The following is a 17,914-nucleotide window of genomic DNA, read 5'->3' as shown; positions in this document are numbered from 1 at the left end:
TCATCGCCCCTCCGTCACATCATCGGCGTACCGGCGACAGCCCTTCGGCGGGCAGGCTCAACACGCAGGGGGCGACGGGGCCGGGCAGCCCGACGACCTCACCCATGTTCTGCCAGCCCCAGGACGAGAAGGCGGCTTGTCCTGCCAGGTCGGCAGGGTGCAGCAGGGTGACCCCGAGGGAGGAGTGCAGGTCTGTGAGCAGACGCTGTTGCAGGCGGCGGGCGATATCGCGGTGCTGAGCGTGCGGATGGGCCACGACCTGGGTGAGGACCACGAACCGCGCGCGGGAGGTGAACCGCTGGATGGTCTCCTGGAGCGTTCCGTCGAACCCCCGCCGGCCGGAGCCGTCAGGGGCCACCGGAAAACCGAAGGCGCAACCGACCAGCACCGTAGTCTCGGCGACCAGCAGCGCGAAGCCGGGGCGGTGAGCCATGACCGCCAAGCGGCGCAGGAAGTCTCCACGGTCGTGGTAAGCCTCGCCGGGGGTGCCCGCGACGGACTCCGCAGCCAGGTCCGCCATGTCCTCGCGCATGCCTTCGACCTGCCAGCGGGTCAGCCGGCGAAGGCGGATCGCGTCCTTGAGGACCGGCTGGTCCGCCCGACGAACGGGGTCCGCGGGCATCCCCGTCGCGGTACTCATGAGGTCGCCGGGTACGGCGAGCGGCACGGGGCTCACAGGAGCCGCAAGGAGCAGCGAAGCAGATCCGGTGACAGCGAGGAGCTGGGTGATCTGCGCGCACGGGTGGTGCAGCCGCAGGGAGGCATGAACCCGGCCGGCCCGCCGTGACGCCGACAGGAGGACGTCCAAGCCCCTGGCGTCGCAGGCACCGACCGTGGTCAGGTCGATGTCGATCACGGTGACACCGTCCAGCAGACACTGCTCCAGTGCGGCCCGCAGCAGCGGCGTCGTGGCCGGTCCGATGTCACCGGCGAGTGTGACGAGCGTCCGCTCCCCGCGGTTTCGCCGACGGATGTCCAGCCGGGAAAAGGCCATCACACTTCCCCTCGGCCGGGGCGTGGACCAGCGCAGGAACTCAGCGCGGCCCCAGCCAGGACGAGCCCCCGCGGAGTTGCTTCGATCGCGGCGGACATGATGCCGACCCGTCTCCGCGCCGACCACTGGGACGGCCCGGGGTCCGTCTCTCGCCGGGGACGACCCCGGCGTGGCGGCCGGAGTGCGTGATGCCCTCGGTACCTCAACCGTACGTCGCCCGCGACCGGAAGCGGCTGCGCCGAGGGTGCCAGGAGTAGGGTGGAGAGAGTCGAGGGTACTTCGTACACCGGTGGCATGGCTGGTCTCGTCCTCGGCGCGCGGCACGGTTGGAGCCGCGTGACGCCACACGGGCTGTTTCCGGCCCGGGACAGGTTCCCCGATGACCACCGAATCCCTGCACTCACCGTACTCATCGCTGACCGTGGACGCTCCAGATGCCCCTCCCATCGAGGGCAGGGTCGAGGTCCGCATCGTCTCCACGGACGCCGAAGCGGCCCGGCACGTCGCGGACGCCCTCCGACTGCTGTTCGCCGGGGGCGAGCAACGCAGTTACCCGGCGTTCTCCTCGGGGAGAGGGACGCGTCTGCACCTCACGCTCGACCCCGAGCGGGGCTCCGGCCCGCTCCGCTCCTGGCTGGAGGCCAGCAGGCCGCAGGTCGACCGGACGCATCCGGGCGAGACGGCACAATGCGTGTGACCGCCGCGCGGCCCGTCGCCCGCCGGACCTCCGACCGCGGCGGGCCTCCCGCCCCCGCCGCCCCAAGGGTCCTCATGATCACCGTGTGACCCCACCCTTTCGTTCACCCGCCTTCCGCCCGGCTCCGGGAGCAGCCCTTCGCGGCGGCTCCGGCCGGGTGGGCGTATCGACGGGGCCTGGTGGCCGAGGTCTCCACGACCTGGTCGCCGAGCTCCCCGGACTGCTCGCAGGGCGGCCACACCGCTGTGGGCACATCGGCAGCGTTCTCGTGAACGGGACGATGTGGTCGCTGTCCGGGGACGGGATGGTCACCGAGGACCAGAGGGCGCACCTGCGTCGGACGGACTTGCCGCGAGCCGAACACCCCGTCTGCCTGCTCGCTCCGGGGTACAGGCGCCGGGACCTGCTCGCGGTGCCACCCGCCGTCACGGAAGAGGAGACCGAAGCGGCTCATGGAGACGGCCACGGCGGACGTCCTGCTTGCGGGGCGCACCGCCGCCGTTGACCACACACGCCGTGTGACGGTGCGCAGTTCGGGCCTCCTGAATATCGCTTCCTGGCTATTTCCTGCGTCTCCTGTCGGTGGCCACCGCTGCGGAGTCGACATGGGCAGCGAGTTCTGTCGTCGACTAGACGTGAACGCTCCGCCGGTCGGCGAGTACGTTCAGGATCTGTCCCGCGGTTCTTTTCATGAATCCCCCGTGGTGTCCGGGTTCCCTGGCCGGCCGGGAACGGTGGTTCGGAGCGCGGCGCGTACAAGAGCGCATCGCGAGCGACGGTGCAGAACTTCCCACACCGTGACCAGGCGGGGCCGGGGGTGGTGCACGTGTTGCCGAACGTCCGACACCACATTCGTCAGCCAGGTGGCACCGGAGTCCCTCTGGGGCTCGGCCTGGTGTGGCTGCTGCTTGGGCGACTTCCCCGCGGACGGGGCGGCCGTGGACCTGCGCCCGCTGTCCCACGGCGGCGAGGACGTAGACGGCAACGTACAGGGCTCCACGGCCCCCCTTGCGCCTTCTTCAGACGTCCGTGCCAACCGAACAAGGCTCCGCCCGGCACGGGCGTTGGTTGCTCGTACTGGGGCGGGGCCCTGCTGTCAGACCTGCCGGTTGCGGGTCATGTGCGGACGGTTCCGTATCCGAGGAACGTGGTGACGACATTGTTGAATGACACTTTTTGCAGATCGCAGTCGCGTTCTTGAACTCCTTCTTCTCTACCGGGATCAGAAACCCAGTAGGGGAGTGTCTAACCAACGACCCTGTCTCACTTTCGGTGGATGTGCGGATCGCTGGGTGGCGCTGGTGCTGGGAGAAGAGTTGCCGAGTGTCTCGGGTCTCTGCCACGGCGAGGCGGACAAAACTGGTGGGTCCGTTTCTGCCGCCCCCAGCGGTCGTGGGGAAGTCCCGGCCACCACAGGACAGGAGGAAGGCCAGCCACGCCGGGCACACCCGACGTCGCCAGGCTGCTCTGGGCTTGTGCCGGTTCAGCCAACCGGGGCAGCGGGCCGCCCGGCGGCGGTTGGCAGGACTATGCCGGATTTGAGAGTGACCTTGTTCCGATACGGGTTTTGAATGCGGTGCCGGTTGCTAGACGTAAATCTTGTCCTGAAGTTTTCCAGGGTCGATCGGCCGCTACTGGGTCTTTCCTCGTTGGACCGTTTGGTGCCGGTGACCCCGTTTGGGAGAAGGAGATGATCCGGATGCTTGCGGATCGTGTGCGATCGGTGGACGCCGTGGCGCTCGCCGTGGAAATCGAAGGGCTGCTGGATGCCCCGGAACCCGGCCACGAGCTGTGGGGTCGCCCCGAGTGCGCCCTCGGCGGGAGTTACGGCAGCGCGCTGCTGATTTCGCCGCCTACCCCGCGGCCGAAGAAGCCCTGAAGGTTCGGGAATGCCGGCCGAGCGGTCGCGGGAGAGCACCGCGTTGAGTGCTGCGATCGCGGACGCCGCGAGCGGGATCGCCCTCGCCCTGCGGGGCGAGGGCAGCCCCTACATCCTCTCGGAGTTGCTGCCGCCCGGCGACGGGCTGACACCAGCGGCGGTCAGGGTGCTGGGCGCCGACGTCCTGGCACCGTACGCGCTCAACTCCCGCACAGAGCCGGGCAGCGAGGACGCGTCCGTGGTGCGGGAAGCACTGGAGGGGTATCCGCCGGGGCCGGGTGCCTCCGACGTGTCGTTGTGGAGCTACCAGGGCCTGACCGAGGCAGCGTGCGCTTTTCTGCCCGGTGCCACACCGCAGGACTCACCTTCCGCACAGCCTTCAGTGGCCTGGGTGGAGACCGACCCGTGGCCGAGGCTGGCCCACCGGGCCTCGCACCTGGCGGCACTCGCCCTGCCCGGCGTCGCCCCCGCACTGGCCGAAGGGTTCACGCGGCGGACCACGGATCTGTCCCGTGGCTTCGTACGGGCCGTACGGCGCCGGGACTGGCAGCAGGCCGCCGGCCTGGGCCGATGGCTGGCGTGGCTGCCGGACACCCCGTCATCCCTGGGGTTGCGCCACGGACTCGCGTTCATCCACGGCATGAGCGACGGGCACGCCCGGGCCGCACTGCACATCGCCGCCGCGCTGCGCTCCACCGACGACCGTGCCTGACCGCTCCGCCCCGGCCCCGGCCGCATCGGTCCTGACGCCCCTCGTACCCGACCCGCCATCCGCAGTCGGCCCGCTCCGTACTACCCGCCGACGGCCTGGGAAGGAGTCAGATCTGTGACCACACAGGCCGCGCCTCCCGCGCACCTGCACGCCGTGGGCGGGCGCGCTCTGGGCTGGCTGTTCGAACACCGCGAGCACTTCCGCCTGACCGAGGAGGACCGGGCCACCACCAGCGGTCTCGTCGAACGGCTCAAGCCGATCTCGGAACTGGCGATCATCACGCACGTCCTCTTCCGGGAAGGCGTGGCCGGAGCACGGCAGCGCGAACAGGCCGGCGCTCTCCTGGACTTCGCCTGGCGCGACCTCCTGGACGGCGGCAACGAACTGGCCCGGCTCCAGCAGGACGAACCGCTCTCCACGATCCCCCTGGAGACCTACGCGGTCTTCCACGGCCACGGCTACCGCCACCCCCGCCTCCAAGCAGGCGTGACCCTGTCCCGGCGACTGAGGAACTGGACGGCCCAGGAACACCTGCCCAACCGGCGACTCGGCATCCTCAACTGGGAACGCCGACTCGGCCTCGCGCCCAGCGGCAACGTCGGCCAGGCCGTGAGCCGCACCTGGCTCGGCCAGCTGCCCGAACCCTGGACCCTCCAGTACGCCACCGCCTACGACCTGACCCACACCGTCTTCCACCTCACCGACTGGGGAGAGGCACCCGACCGCATCCCACCCCGGATCGCCGACTACCTCACCCTCTACCTGCCCGCCTGGCTGGACGAGTGGGCCGACCTCCAGCACTGGGACCTGCTGGGCGAACTCCTCGTCGTCGACGCCTGCCTGCCCTACCCCGCCCTCGACCGCCGGATCTGGGAACGCTACGCCGCAGCCCAGGCCCCCGACGGCGCCATGCCAGCCCACCGCACCCTGCCCCAGGGAGACACCGACCACGTGTTCGACCAGGTCCACCACCCCACGCTGGTCGCCGCGTTCGCCTCCGCAATGGCCACCTCCCGCGCCCTGACCACCAGCCCGGCATGACCGACGACACCGCACTCAAAGGCCGCCTCGAAGAGGCCATCGCCCACATCAACGCCCCCGACACCGTCCTGGCCGTGACCCGCCGAGGCGAACGCACCGTCATCAGCGGCGGCACCCGCCCCGCACCCGCCACCCCCCGCGAAGACCTGCGCTACGAACTCGGATCGATCTCCAAGACCTTCACCGCGCTCCTGCTGGCCGACCTGGCCCACACCGGCATCGTGCACCTCGACGACCCCCTCACCACCCACCTCCCCGACCTACCGGGCCTGCACCTGCACTCCCGCGCCCACCGCATCACCCTCCGGCACCTGGCCACCCACACCTCCGGCCTGCCCCGCATCCCCCGCGACCTGCTCCTCGGCGCGCTGACCTCCCCCCACCGCAACAGCTACGCCGACTACGACACCGAGCGGCTGCTGCGGACCTTCGCCACCACCCGCATCCTCCGCCGCCCCGGAACCCACTGGCGCTACTCCAACTTCGGCGCGGCCCTGCTGGGTACCGCGCTGGCCCACACCACCGGCACCGCCTACCCCACTCTCCTGGAACACCGCGTCCTGCATCCCCTGTCACTGACCAGCACAGGGACAGCCTCCGGCACCACGGGCACCGACGCGGTCGGCCACCGCCCCGACGGACGGCCAGTGCCGCCCAGCGTCTTCGCAGGCTTCGTCTCCTGCGGTGGCATCCGCGCCACCCCGAACGACCTGCTCACCTACCTCGAAGCACACCTCACCCCCCACCACACACCCCTGAACCAGCCACTGACCCGCGTCCAGACACCGGAACTTCACCAAGGCCGACGAAACCCGGAAACCCACACCCTCACCTGGATCCAGCACCCCGCACCACGAGGCCCCCTCCTCTTCCACGCCGGTGCCACCTTCGGCCAGCAGGCATTCCTCGGCTACCACCCCGCCACCCACACCGCCCTCGCCGCCACCACCACCCGCCACGGCCGCACCTGCCCCCTCGTCACCACCGCCTACAACCTCCTCCACGAACTGTGCGACCAAGCCGCCCCCAACGCCAGATGAAACAGCTCCAGAACCCGAGAAACGAACCTGCCGGAAGAGCGGATCGCGCAGTCCGCCGAAACCATTACTGAGTTCCCTCGCAGCCCGGCCAACCGGTTGGTTCCGGCTCAACTTCTGGATACTGTTGGTGATCTTAGGTGGGCAGTTGCTGGCAGAGACGCCGGAATTGGCTGGGCGGCTTTGATGGACGGCCGGGCTTTGTGCCGGGTGGGAAGCACTCGCTGAGGCGGACGATACTGGCCCCGGTAGCGGTGAGCGCGTGCTGGACGTGGGCCTCGGCGATGCCGGGGTAACGGCAGTGCCGTAGGCCGTGGGGCGGCCATGGGCGAGGACTTCTTGCAGCTTGGGGGGTTGCCGTGAGAGGGTCCGGCCGCCGGTTTTCGAGCGGGGTGCAATGGTCGCGCACCGGGCAGGGGCGGCATGTCTCCCTGTCAACGAGCCAGCAGCTCCACCGGACGCGGAACAAGCCGGCAGGATCGCCGACAGGATTCTTACCGCCCCTGTGCGCGCATCCGGACGCACCGCCGGAACACGCCCGACCGGCCGTCCCATAACATCGGCCGTCCCTCTGGTCGGCAGCGCGGAATTCGTCGGCACGTCCGGAGCAGCTCCCACAGACGCCTCACCCGAATACAGCCGCATCGACCGGAAGGCTGTATTCCAGACCCCCGAGTGTGACGTAGAAAGCCACCTCCCCGACAGATGACGTCGGCACGGTTTGACTGAATGCGTCAGTGAGCTGGAACGCCATGAGGCATCTGATACTTGGGAGACAGAAATGAGTGTGATGGTGACGCGCCTGGGACGCATTACAGCCCTGGCCGGACTGGTCCTTACAGGTATGGGGCTGGCCGTCGGACCAGTTCAGGCCCAGGGCTGTGTGACAAGCGCAGTGTGTGTCGACGACGTCGTGGAAGGCGCCAGCATGAGGGTACTCACTCCGGAACAGGCCGACAGAATCGCCGCTACCGCCGTTCCCGCATGCGACAGCCCGGACTACAACCCCTCACCCGCGGAAAAGCAGTTCTCCAACCTCTCCGGTATCGCTTTGTGTCACGGTGGTGACTTCGGCTGAGCCCGGATCCACCGGCTTGATTCCGGAGTGATCGTTTCGGAGTCGTCCTGGTGGTTGGCGAGATGATCTGGCCGTTCAGGCAGGAAGTACCCGCTGGTCTGTCCAGCTCTTCCACGTATTCGGGGGTCTCGGGCCCTTGCGGGTGGGGTGGTCAGGGTTTCTCAGGCGGTGGGTGGTGGCGCGTGCACCAGGTCGAAGAGGTGGGTGAAGTCGTCGGCCCAGGGCCAGTGTTCGGGCAGGTGGAGGGTGAGGCGCCGGGCCGAACGGGCCAGGCGGGCAGGCACGTTGATCAGGTGGTCGCGGATCGTTGCGGTGGTGGCCTTGGCGTGGAAGACGGACGCCAGGGCGCCGGCGGCACGCATTAGATTGTGTGCGAGAGCGGTCAGCGTGAGCCAGGCGGCGTTCGCCTGGAAGTGCCCGGAGGGAGCGTGGGCGAACGGACCGTTCTTCAAGTCCGCGATCACCTGTTCCACGACAGCGTGCCGTCTGTGATCACGTTCGGCATCGGAGAGGGAGAGCGGAGAGTCGGTGAACGCGGCGTGGTAGCGCCAGGTATCGAAGAGGGTGCCCTGCCCCTCGGGCACCGCCGCCGGGTTGAGCCGTTTGACGCGGCGCACGATCAGACGGGCGGTGACCTGCTGCTTCTTCGGCTTGGAGGTGAAGGCGGTGTAGGTGGTCTCGGCTATCTCGGCGTCCGAGATCCAGCATTGCCCCTCCTCGTCCCATACCGCCTTGGGATACTTGATCGCCTTCCATGAGGCTTCGTCGATGCCCGCGATCGCGGCCTTGACCGAGGCGTTCATCCGCACCGTGACCGAGAAGCGGACGCCCAGGGCCCGGCAGGCGTTCACGACATCGGCGCCGTAGAACGCGGAGTCGGCCCGCACGACCAGCAGCCCGCTCGCGCCGCACGCTCTCGCGGCGCGGATCGATTCGGCGACAAAAGCAGCCGCACCTCGGGCGGAGTTGGACGGTCCCTTGCGCAGGCGGGTGGCAGCGATCACCGGAGCGGCCAGCGGGGTGGAGACGATCCCGATCAGCGCGTTCAAGCCCTTGACCTTGCTGTACCCGTAGCCGGCTCCCTGCTTGGCGTAGCCGTAGGTGCGGCGGATCGTGTCGTCGATGTCCACATAGGCCACCTGGTCGGCGCCGGGCAGCAGCGGGGTGTGGGCGGCCAGTTCCGGAAAGAACCGGCGGGCCACTGCGTGCAGTTGCTTCACGTGTCCGTGGCTGAAAGACCGCAGGTACGAGCCCAGGGTGGACGGCGCCCGTACCCCGCTGAACAGCCGAGGCAGCCCACCGTGCCGCAGCCGGTCCATGTCATCGATGCTGTCCGCCCCGGCGACCATGCCGCCGACCAGCGACATCAGCTTCGCCCCGGGGAAGGCCCCAGTCCCGTCCTTCGAGGCCGGCAGCCGTACATGCTCGTCGACGAGTGCGGGCAGGCCGCACCGCTCGGCCAGCCGCACCACCGGGGCCAGCCCGCCGTAGCCGACTAGATTCGGATCATCGAACCGTGCGGAGACCCCCGCTGCGGCATGGGAAGATTGCATCTCGGAAGTGCCTTGCTGATCGTGCGTGCTGGAAGCGTGAAGAACTCCCATCATCGCAGGTCACAAGGCACTTCCTCGTTTCTGAAGAAGCTATCCACAGGCATCAAGCCGGTGGATCCGGGCTGAGTCCCTCGAAACAGCAGGTCGACTGACCGTCGCCCGGAATGGTGCTTCAGCGAACGGAGCCGGTGACAGTCTCGGGACTGGAACAGCCGTTGGCGCTGAGCCTTGACCGGGGTCGCCGGGTGATGCGCCGGTACCGGGAGCCCGACGGGGCGTTCAAGGAGAACGCCCTGCCGGGGGTACAAGCACCCCCGGCAGGGCCGGGTACTCATGCGGCTCACCCGAATGAACAAGTCAAGAGCCGAGGGACCGGCTGAACGAGGGTTTTGGGTTATCCGGTTGGTCTGCCAGGAGCTGCGGTCCCGTCGCGCAGCGGACACGCTGTGCGCGAGGGGCTGCACTTCCGGCGGCCCGCCGACACCAGGGAGTCCCCATGCACATCCGTGCCGCCCCCGCCGTCCTGGCCCTGACCCTCGCCGCTCTGGCCGGCGCCGCGGGCACCGCCCCCGCCGCCGACCTCGACGACGACGTCCTCGCAGGCGCCAGCAGTGCCCTCGGCGGCGACAGCGCAACCACTGACAGCGGCAACATCGCAAGCGCCGTCTTCTCGATGCCCACACAGATCTTCGGCGACGTGGTCTCCACCAGCCAGGGGCGCCGGTAAGAATCTTGCGGTCCTTCGCGGTCAGCTCGGGCGCCCTCGGCCATGGCCTCGGGCAGTGACTCTTGAGCGAGTAGACGCACTCGGTGGGCTGGGCGATGCGGCGCTGCCGATGTAGGCCGAGGCGGATGCTGCCATCGCGGTCGTCCCACGTGCCGGGAGCTTGGAAGAGGTCGGGTCTGACCCCTACCTTCCCGGCGACGATCAGGAGGCGCCCGACGTCTGCGGCGACGAGCCCGAGGCGCCCCGATGTTCCCGATGAGCGAGCTGCCAGACGGCGCGTTCCCAGAATGTTCCCAGCACACATGAGAAGGGCCCTCCGTGATCCCCACGGAGGGCCCTTCTCCTGTCCATACAGGCTCTGACCTGCTGTTTCTCTGTGCCCCCGGCAGGATTCGAACCTGCGACACCCGCTTTAGGAGTGGGATTGGATCCTTGATCAGAGGTGCTCGCTGGTGCTGGGTGGTGCCGTCCTTGCAGGTCGGCACCACCCAGCATGATCTTCTGTCCTGGGCCGTGACAACTGGTGCTCGACCATCCGCGCACGCATCGCTCACGCACGGATGGCCTCGAGTCCGGCGTTGGGCGGGCCCGACGCAGCGCCCACCTGTCGCTGACTACTCCAGGATGTCCAGCTGCGGCAGTCCGTCCACGATCTTCGTCGTCTCCAGACTGACGGTCACGATCCGCTTGAGGAGGTCGATGATGTAGCGGGGGTCATCGGACCAGTCGTTGGGGTCGTTGGTGAGGCCGCTCTTGCCCTTGGTGTCGACCGTGAACTGGTAGCGATCGATGATCCATTCGATCGCGGACCGCGCACCTAGTTGGTAGCGGTACGCCTCCTCTGGGATGTTGGTCAGGGTGATGCGGTTGTTGTACACGACCGTCGAACGGTCCGGCTTGCCCTTCACCTTGGGGATCTTCATCTTGGCAACCCTGTACAGCTCTCGGGGCGCTGTGCTGGACACATCACCGGAGACCTTCTCGACGATGCCCGCGTACGGCTCTGCTTGCTCGTACCGGAGGTGAAGGTCGGCGAGCTTTCGGCCGGCCTCGGTGAAGCCCCGGAAATTGCGCACCTTGGGGATGCGGGGGAGGGACTTCTTGAGGTCGGCGGCGAAGCGCTCACGGTACTGCGGTGAGTGCAGCAGCCCGTAGGTGTAGTAGAAGACGTCGTCCTTGGTGATCGCGGGGTCGTCGTAGCTCTGCAGGTAGGAACCGAGGGTCGCATCGGTGACGTTGTCAACGCGTTCGTAGCCGTCGCCCTCGATGGCAGCGAACAGGTTGTCTCCCTTGCCCAGCTCGCGATACGTGAAGCGGGGGAAGTGCGGGCCGATGCTCTTGGTACCGACGGCATGACGATCGGGAACCGCGTCCGTCATTAGGACGGAGAAGGGCTCGTCAGTCCCGGTGCCTGTGATGTAGAACCCGAAGTTCTCGTGCGCCGGCGTCGGGAAAATTTGCGGGAGTTGGTAAACCGTGTTGTTGAGCTTTCGATCGAAGTAGGCGAACTCGCGGGTGAAGGGACGGTAGAACGAAGTGAAGATTCGCTCTCTCAGGAAGGAATACTTCTCCCCCCTGGCAATGCGAATCTTGTCGGCTCTATCCCAGCTGATCTTCTTCGGGTCGAGATCGATGAACTTTTCCACGTCCGGCGCCTTGGGAGCCACGATGCCCGCGGTTTTGCAGTGATCCACGAACCCATCTACCTGACTGTTGTAGAAGTCAATCGTTGACTCCGCGTTTTCCATGAGGCGCTGCCTGGAGAAGTTGTAGACCCAGGAGTCGCGACCTGTCATGAGACCGCTAGAATGCACCTCGAAGGTGGATACTGAAGAGTCTTTCTTGTCCTTCTTCCCGATGGCCTGGAAGGTGGCGAACCGCTCGTCACGCTGATTGACCCAGTCGCCGGACGCGTTCGGGGTGATCTGCCGCCATTCAACTGTGTGGAGGTTCTGTCCGGCCAGGATACGGAGCTTGTCCTCTCGGCTTAGCGAGTCGCCGATAGCGCAGTAATGCAGGGTGCATTCTTGTCCGGCGCTCTTGCCTCCCTTGATGAGTATCAGGATGGCGACGGTGTTCTGGCTCCCCGAGCCAAAGATCTTTCCCCCCTCTCGCTTCCAGTCGTGCGTACGCTGATTTCCCCGAAGGTTATAGCAATAGATCGTGTTGAACTCGTCTGTCAGGGACTTCCGAAGGCCATCTGCCGTGTTGCCGTCGATGTAGCCGCCGTTGGAAACGAAGGCGACGACACCCTCATCTTTGATGCGGTCAGATGCCCAACGGATGGCGCGAATATAGGAGTCGTACAGTGAGTTCTTGAGCGTGGCGGTGGAGCGGGCCACGTAGGTTTCAGAAATGCGCCTGTCGAGCGCTTCATACTTCAGATTCTGGTTAGAGTCATTCGCGCTGTCCTGTCCCACCGAGTACGGCGGATTGCCAACGACGACGGTGATGTCTTGTCCCTGCTGCTTCTTCGCCCGCTCGCTGTTGCCTTCCAGGACTTCCATACCGTCCAGCTTCGCCGTGCCCTCGGCGAGCTGGAATGTGTCTGTGAGAACGATGCCTTCAAAGGGCTCATAGTCGCCCCCGGCAAGGTCATGGAAGGCGGCCTCGATGTTGACGGCGGCGATGTAGTACGCGAGCAGCACGATCTCGTTGGCATGGAGTTCACTCGTGTACTTGCGGAGCAGGTCATCCGGCCGGATAAGGCCGGATTGAAGGAGGCGCACGGGGAAGGTACCGGTGCCGACGAAGGGGTCGATGATCTGGACGCCCTGGTCTGAGAGGGAGCGGCCGAGGTGCTTGGCCAGGGCCTGTTCGGCGGCGCGGAGGATGAAATCGACGACTTCGATGGGCGTGTAGACGATGCCGAGGGCGTTGGCGGTCTTGGGCAAGGCAGTTTTGAAGAATTTGTCGTAGAGCTCGACGATGACGCGCTGGCGGCTCTCGTGGTTGTCGATGCCCTCGGCACGGACTCGCACCGATTGGTAGAAGCCCTCAAGGGTTTTTGCCTCGGCGTCTAGGCCCTGGTCGTCGAGAATGTCGAGCATTCGCTGCATGGCCTTGGAGACCGGGTTATGCTCGGCAAACCCGTAGTCCTTGAATAGAGCGTCGAAGACCGGCTTGGTGACGACGTGCTGTGCAAGCATGTCGACGGCGTCGGAGTCGGTCACGCCGGGATTTATCGTTGCGCGCAGCTCCTCGACGAACTCTTCGAAGGCTGTTTGCTTCTCCGGGATCGCCAGTGCGGCCTTGATACGGATGACGTGGCGCTCGGCGATCTGGGCGATGTCCTTGGCCCAGTCTTCCCAGTAGTGGCGCTCACCGACCTTATCGACGATGCGGGCGTAGATGGCTTCACGCCAGTCACTGACGGAGAAGAGGGCGTCCTGGATGTGCTGGGCGCTCTGGGCTTCCTTGTCCTTGGCGTCCTGGGAGCTGGCGGCCGTACTGGAGCCGTCCTTGTCTCCGATCGTCTCGTCGGTGGGCCCGATGCTGCCAATGCCGATCTTGTTGTCGGGCTTGTTCTTGTTCAGGTCGATCTGGTTGACGGTCGCGTTGAACCGGTCGTCGTGGGCGCGCAGGGCTTGGAGGACCTGCCATACCGTCTTGAACCGCTGGTTGTCAGAGAGCGCCTTCTCCGGTGGCATCCCAGCGGGTACGGCGACTGGCAGGATGATGTAGCCGTAGTTCTTGCCCGGGGCCAGGCGCATTACGCGGCCGACGGACTGGACAACATCGACCACCGAATTACGGGGGTGGAGGAAGAGGACGGCGTCCAGGCTGGGTACGTCAACGCCCTCGGAGAGACATCGGGCGTTGGAGAGGATACGGGCCTGATTCTGGCCCGGGTCCTGTTTGAGCCAGTCGAGGAGCCGGTTGCGCTGCAATGTGTTGAACGTGCCGTCGACGTGGTCGACCTCGCAGTGCAGCGCGTCGTCGTCCGCGTCGTCGTAGGCGTCGACGACCTCGTTGAAGCGGCCTGCGATCGCCTTTGAGTCGGCGATGGAGCGGGCGAAGGCGACCGCCCGCTTCATGGGCGCCTCGCCCTCGGCGAAGCCGGAGCCGTCGGCGAAGGTGCCAGTGCGCTTGGCCATTGCATTCCAACAACCGATGATCTTGGCGGCATCGTCGATGTTCAGCTCGGAGGACCCGCCGGCGAAGCCTTCTTGGAGGGTCTTGGCGACGATGCCCTCGTCAATGGTGAGGATGAGGACCTTGTAGTCGGTGAGCAGTCCCTGCTCCACGGCTTGTCCGAAGCCGAGACGGTGGAACTCCGGGCCGTACATCTGCTCGTTGTCCATCGAGGCCAGAACGGCCTCGGCGTTCTTCGCGTCCGCCTTGGTGTCCTCGTTGTAGATGCGCGGGGTGGCCGTCATGTAGAGGCGACGGTCGGCACCGAGGTAATTGTCGTCGTGGACCCGTACGAAGGCCGACTCGTCATGGCCGGCCAGGGTGACGCCCGTGGTGCGGTGTGCCTCGTCGCACAGGATGAGATCGAAGCGACTCAGGCCCTTCTTCTGGGCCTCCGCGATCGTGGCGATGGACTGGTAGGTGGAGAAAACGACGGTCAGTCCGGGAGCCGCCTCCACGCTGGCCATCTGCTTGATCAGGCGATCCGGGTCCGTTGTGGCGGGCAGGGCCAGGTCATGCGTGGCCATGTCCTTGTCATCGCCGTTGCCTTGCTGCTTGCCGACCTTGGTATCCGAGCACACCGCGAACGGACGCAGCGGCACTTTGGCCTCGAACGACCATTCACGCAGCGTCTGCGAGAGCAGGGCGACGGAGGGCACCAGGAACAGGACAGTGGTGTGCTCGCCTTCGCCAGCAGCAGCGCGCTCCTGCTGGAGCCGTTCCACGATCTTCAGGCCAGTGAAGGTCTTGCCGGTGCCGCAAGCCATGATCAGCTTGCCGCGGTTGTGGTTGGCGAAGCCCGCGAAGACGTCGTCGATTGCCGCACGCTGATGCTTGCGCGGGGCCTTCTTCGTCTGGAGGCTCAGCTCGAAAGGCTCATTGGCCGTGGGTAGATGCCATTCCACCGGGCTGTTGGCGATATCGGACAGGCCGAGGCGAGTGACCGGGATCTGCTGGTCGTTCAGCGCAGCTTCTGCGTGGACACCCCACTTCTCCGTCGTGGAGACGATCATGCGGCGGGTGAACCCGCCCTTGCCGGAGGCCGTGAAGAAGGAGTCGATGTCGTCCTTCTGGAGGGTGTGCTTGGGGTCGTAGAACTTGCACTGAATCGCGCAGAAGCCTCCGGTCTCCCGGTCTTGGGCCACCAGGTCAATGCCTGTGTCGCGTTTGTCATGTTCCGCTCCCGGCCAATCGGCCCACATCCATACCCGGCTGAACTGCTCGGTCCACTGCGGGTCGGTGCTGAGGTACTGGCGGATCAGCTCCTCGAAGCGCGTACCACGATCGCGGTTCCCGAGAGAGCCGTTACGGATCGCTCTGATGACGTCGTGCACCGACGTGGTCGTGGCCACTGCGCTTCGCTCCCCATTACTGCTGGAGGCACGCGGGTCCGCGTGCCGAGAAGAACACACCAAGAAATACTCAGAACCCTACTGGCACCCGTGGACACCACGCACGGCTGATCACGTGATGGCGGGGAGGGTCATGAATCCTGATAAATCCGCTTCTACGGTTTGTAACCGCCAGCAGTGAAAAGACCGTCGGCAGCAATGACGTAAGGCCCGGATCCGTGTGGACCCGGGCCCTACGTTATGCAGTAGCGGGGACAGGATTTGAACCTGCGACCTCTGGGTTATGAGCCCAGCGAGCTACCGAGCTGCTCCACCCCGCGCCGGTGGTCCCTACCGTACGCCATGCCGGCGGGTGCTGGAGACCAGCGCCCGCTGAGCGTCGGCTGTAGGGCCTCCCGATTCGTGGCGTAGGACGGCCTGGTGACCTGCGTGTCCTACGGCTGTCTCACGGCTTGCCCGGAGCGCTCTGCCTCACGGTCGTGTCATTTCTTATGGTTGTGAGGGACGGGATACGACGTCCCTTGGCTCGCCACCCCTGACTCACAGAGTGGTGGGCGGCGATGGGAGACGGCGAGATCGAGGACCTGACAGCGGAACTCGGGCGGATAGCTGCAGGGCGTGACGGCCTACGAGGCTGCTGGACGGTCAATTCTCCAGCAACCCGACTCCGTCCAGACCTAGGGCAGACCGCTCCCCTGGAACCGGGGTGGTTCAGCCGTGGGGGCGATCAGTGGGTATCGCGGATCAGCACGGTGAGGAGCGGCGAAGCTGGTGACGGCTGTCTCTGATGGCCCGCAAGTACAAGGTCACCGTCGACACCCCGGGCGGGCCACGCAAGTGCCTCCAGGTCAGCACCCAAACTCCAGGCAGGAAACCCCTGGTCGCGCAATTCGGTGGGATTCCGCTCAAACGGAACAAGGCTACGGTCCTGACCGACCGTGACCCTGCCCAACGCCGACCCCGCCAACGCGAGTTGACGAGTCGACTACTGGCCGGACTCTGCGAACTGTGCGGACAGACCGCACAGACACAGGTCCACCAGGTCCGCAGACTCGCCGACCTCGACCGGCTCGGGAATACACGACCCGACTAGGCCACCCTCATGGCCAGGAAACGACGCAAGACCCTCGTAGTCTGCCCGACCTGCGATGAGGACATCCACGACGGCCGAACCGCAGTTCACAACAGTCACTGGAGAGCCCGTTGCGGTTAACGCCGCACGACGGGTTCGGGAGGAGGTCGCTGGGAAAAGGACCAGCTCACGAGTTGGAACCTCGCCCGGCGGCCCACCTCACACTCCGCACCGAGGGCGGCAAGTGAGTATCCCGGCCACGGCACCCTCGCCCCTTCCGGATCTCGCCCGACTCCGGCCCCGCCAGCAGATGGCCATGGACTGCGTCCTCTGCGCCCGGCCGCTGGGAGCGAGCGGTCGACGGCCGGGAGAGATACGCCACCCGGACGTGATGTTCCAGCTCTGGACGTGTTCCTCCCAATGCCAGGCCGTCAGATCGACCATCCCGACCAGCTGAGAAAGGGAACGTCCTTCCATGGAGTGGCCGTGGATCACCGGTGCACCAGGTGCGGGCCCGGCGCGGGCGCAGTGCTGAGGGGCGGTTGTTCAGGTGAAGGCAAGCCGTCGGAAGGCGTTGCGGACATCGGTCAGGGGTTGCCGATCACGGGTGTAGTAGAGCTTGTTGGTCAGCAGTGCGGCCCATCGTCCTTGGCGGGGTGAGATCCACATGCCGGTTCCGGTGAATCCGTAGTGGACCCAGACATCGTCGGCTGGGGCGGTCCCGGGAGCGGAGTGCCAGAACAGGCCGCGCACGGGTGCCAGGGTGCCGGTCTGGATGGTCAGTGACGTCGCGGTCCATGCGGGGCCGAAGCCGACTCGATGCGGTGCGGTACTGGTGTCCAACATGTAGCGCAGGAGGGCGGCGAGGTCGTTGAGGACGGTGAAGGCGCCGGCGATGCCGCAGACGCCGCCCAGGAGGCGTGCGGAGAAGTCGTGGGCGGTGCCCCTGAGATGGGTGTCGGTGTCCTGGTCGAGTTCGGTCGGGGCGCAACGAGCCGCGATCTCGTCGGGTAGTGGGCCGAAGCGGGTGGAGTGCATGCCCAATGGTTGCCAGATGCGGATGGTGGCCAGTTCGTCCAGGGGCTGGCCGGAGAGGTGTTCGGCGAGGTAGCCGAGGATGAGGGCGGCCCGGTCGGTGTATTCGACGGCCTCGCCTGGTGGCCGGTGCAGTTGCTCGTCCAGCACGCCTCGGCGGATGTCGTCCTGGTTGGTGCCGTAGAGGTTCTTCAGTTGGGCCCGCAGAGGGAGGCCGGCTGTGTGCGTGAGTAGCTGCCGGGCGGTCACGGTGCCGAGGGGATGGCGGGTGGTCTCGGGCCAGAAGGTGCCGAGCGTCTGGTCGAGGTCGAGGGCGCCGTCCTCCCACAGAGCACCGATGGATGACCAAACGGCGAGGATCTTGGTGAGGCTGGCGGCGTCGAAGACGGTGTCGGGGCGCATCGGCACGTCTGGTTCGTCGGGGTCGAGGACGCCGGTGGCGCCTTGGACGCGGATGCCGGTGGGGTCACCGACGGCCCATACGGCCCCTGGGTACACCTTGTCGCGGACGCCTTCGTCCAGCAGGGCTTCGATGCGGTCGCTGTCGTACGTCATGGTCTCCCTCTTCGCCGGGGCATCCCGCCGGTCAGCGTAGTGATGTGC

The 17,914-nt window shown here is 66.6% G+C and carries 12 protein-coding genes and 1 tRNA gene; 8 read left to right on the top strand and 5 right to left on the bottom strand.

Annotated features, from left to right (window positions below; all coding sequences use genetic code 11):
• Window positions 1-19: 19 nt before the first annotated feature.
• Window positions 20-994, bottom strand: a complete 975-nt coding sequence (locus tag ACFC09_RS32960; RefSeq protein ID WP_376534301.1) for an STAS domain-containing protein — start codon at window positions 992-994, stop codon at window positions 20-22.
• 379 nt (window positions 995-1,373) lie between these two features.
• On the opposite strand from ACFC09_RS32960, the gene ACFC09_RS32955 reads away from it, so the two are divergent.
• The 7 genes from ACFC09_RS32955 to ACFC09_RS32925 all read left to right on the top strand — a co-directional run bounded on the left by ACFC09_RS32955 (window position 1,374) and on the right by ACFC09_RS32925 (window position 7,438).
• Window positions 1,374-1,691 carry a hypothetical protein gene (locus ACFC09_RS32955; RefSeq protein WP_376534299.1) on the top strand — a complete coding sequence of 106 codons (318 nt, stop codon included), beginning with the start codon at window positions 1,374-1,376 and terminating at the stop codon, window positions 1,689-1,691.
• Window positions 1,692-1,776: 85 nt separating this feature from the next.
• Window positions 1,777-2,196, top strand: coding sequence for a DUF5994 family protein (locus tag ACFC09_RS32950; protein ID WP_376534298.1), 420 nt, complete (start codon window positions 1,777-1,779; stop codon window positions 2,194-2,196).
• Between the two features lie 1,194 nt (window positions 2,197-3,390).
• Window positions 3,391-3,570: a hypothetical protein gene (locus tag ACFC09_RS32945; RefSeq protein ID WP_376534296.1), complete on the top strand. Its 180-nt coding sequence runs from the start codon at window positions 3,391-3,393 to the stop codon at window positions 3,568-3,570.
• A 43-nt stretch (window positions 3,571-3,613) separates the two neighbouring features.
• The gene (locus tag ACFC09_RS32940) at window positions 3,614-4,282 is read left to right on the top strand and encodes a hypothetical protein (protein WP_376534294.1); all 669 of its coding nucleotides are present in this window, start codon (window positions 3,614-3,616) and stop codon (window positions 4,280-4,282) included.
• Window positions 4,283-4,396: 114 nt separating this feature from the next.
• Complete coding sequence (locus ACFC09_RS32935; protein ID WP_376534293.1) at window positions 4,397-5,323, top strand: DUF6895 family protein; 927 nt, start codon at window positions 4,397-4,399, stop codon at window positions 5,321-5,323.
• Entirely contained in the window at window positions 5,320-6,363 is a 1,044-nt protein-coding gene (locus tag ACFC09_RS32930) for a serine hydrolase domain-containing protein (RefSeq protein ID WP_376534291.1), read from the top strand. Before ACFC09_RS32935 ends, ACFC09_RS32930 begins: the two co-directional genes overlap by 4 nt.
• 778 nt (window positions 6,364-7,141) lie before the next feature.
• Window positions 7,142-7,438 carry a hypothetical protein gene (locus ACFC09_RS32925; protein WP_376534289.1) on the top strand — a complete coding sequence of 99 codons (297 nt, stop codon included), beginning with the start codon at window positions 7,142-7,144 and terminating at the stop codon, window positions 7,436-7,438.
• Between the two features lie 161 nt (window positions 7,439-7,599).
• Here ACFC09_RS32925 and ACFC09_RS32920 read toward each other — a convergent pair whose 3' ends face one another.
• Window positions 7,600-8,991, bottom strand: a complete 1,392-nt coding sequence (locus ACFC09_RS32920) for an IS1380 family transposase (protein ID WP_376534287.1) — start codon at window positions 8,989-8,991, stop codon at window positions 7,600-7,602.
• A 496-nt stretch (window positions 8,992-9,487) separates the two neighbouring features.
• Here ACFC09_RS32920 and ACFC09_RS32915 point away from each other — a divergent pair, with 496 nt between their 5' ends.
• Window positions 9,488-9,718 carry a hypothetical protein gene (locus ACFC09_RS32915; protein ID WP_376534285.1) on the top strand — a complete coding sequence of 77 codons (231 nt, stop codon included), beginning with the start codon at window positions 9,488-9,490 and terminating at the stop codon, window positions 9,716-9,718.
• A 614-nt stretch (window positions 9,719-10,332) separates the two neighbouring features.
• Here the strand turns inward: ACFC09_RS32915 and ACFC09_RS32910 are convergent.
• The 3 genes from ACFC09_RS32910 to ACFC09_RS32900 form a co-directional block, all read right to left on the bottom strand.
• Window positions 10,333-15,204: a DEAD/DEAH box helicase gene (locus ACFC09_RS32910; RefSeq protein ID WP_376534283.1), complete on the bottom strand. Its 4,872-nt coding sequence runs from the start codon at window positions 15,202-15,204 to the stop codon at window positions 10,333-10,335.
• 246 nt (window positions 15,205-15,450) lie between these two features.
• Window positions 15,451-15,524, bottom strand: a tRNA-Met gene (locus ACFC09_RS32905).
• A 1,298-nt stretch (window positions 15,525-16,822) separates the two neighbouring features.
• Window positions 16,823-17,866 carry a serine hydrolase domain-containing protein gene (locus ACFC09_RS32900; protein ID WP_376534281.1) on the bottom strand — a complete coding sequence of 348 codons (1,044 nt, stop codon included), beginning with the start codon at window positions 17,864-17,866 and terminating at the stop codon, window positions 16,823-16,825.
• Window positions 17,867-17,914: the final 48 nt, after the last annotated feature.

This window comes from Streptomyces sp. NPDC056161 (genome assembly GCF_042268025.1).
Lineage (GTDB): Bacteria > Actinomycetota > Actinomycetes > Streptomycetales > Streptomycetaceae > Streptomyces.
This window is presented reverse-complemented; position numbering and strand designations above follow the sequence as displayed.

Bases quoted from the DNA above. Each gene is read 5' to 3' on its own strand.
- ACFC09_RS32915 (WP_376534285.1), top strand. From the start codon at position 9,488: ATGCACATCCGTGCCGCCCCCGCCGTCCTGGCCCTGACCCTCGCCGCT.
- ACFC09_RS32925 (WP_376534289.1), top strand. From the start codon at position 7,142: ATGAGTGTGATGGTGACGCGCCTGGGACGCATTACAGCCCTGGCCGGA.
- ACFC09_RS32955 (WP_376534299.1), top strand. From the start codon at position 1,374: ATGACCACCGAATCCCTGCACTCACCGTACTCATCGCTGACCGTGGAC.
- ACFC09_RS32930 (WP_376534291.1), top strand. From the start codon at position 5,320: ATGACCGACGACACCGCACTCAAAGGCCGCCTCGAAGAGGCCATCGCC.
- ACFC09_RS32960 (WP_376534301.1), bottom strand. From the start codon at position 994: ATGGCCTTTTCCCGGCTGGACATCCGTCGGCGAAACCGCGGGGAGCGG.
- ACFC09_RS32900 (WP_376534281.1), bottom strand. From the start codon at position 17,866: ATGACGTACGACAGCGACCGCATCGAAGCCCTGCTGGACGAAGGCGTC.
- ACFC09_RS32920 (WP_376534287.1), bottom strand. From the start codon at position 8,991: ATGCAATCTTCCCATGCCGCAGCGGGGGTCTCCGCACGGTTCGATGAT.
- ACFC09_RS32945 (WP_376534296.1), top strand. From the start codon at position 3,391: ATGCTTGCGGATCGTGTGCGATCGGTGGACGCCGTGGCGCTCGCCGTG.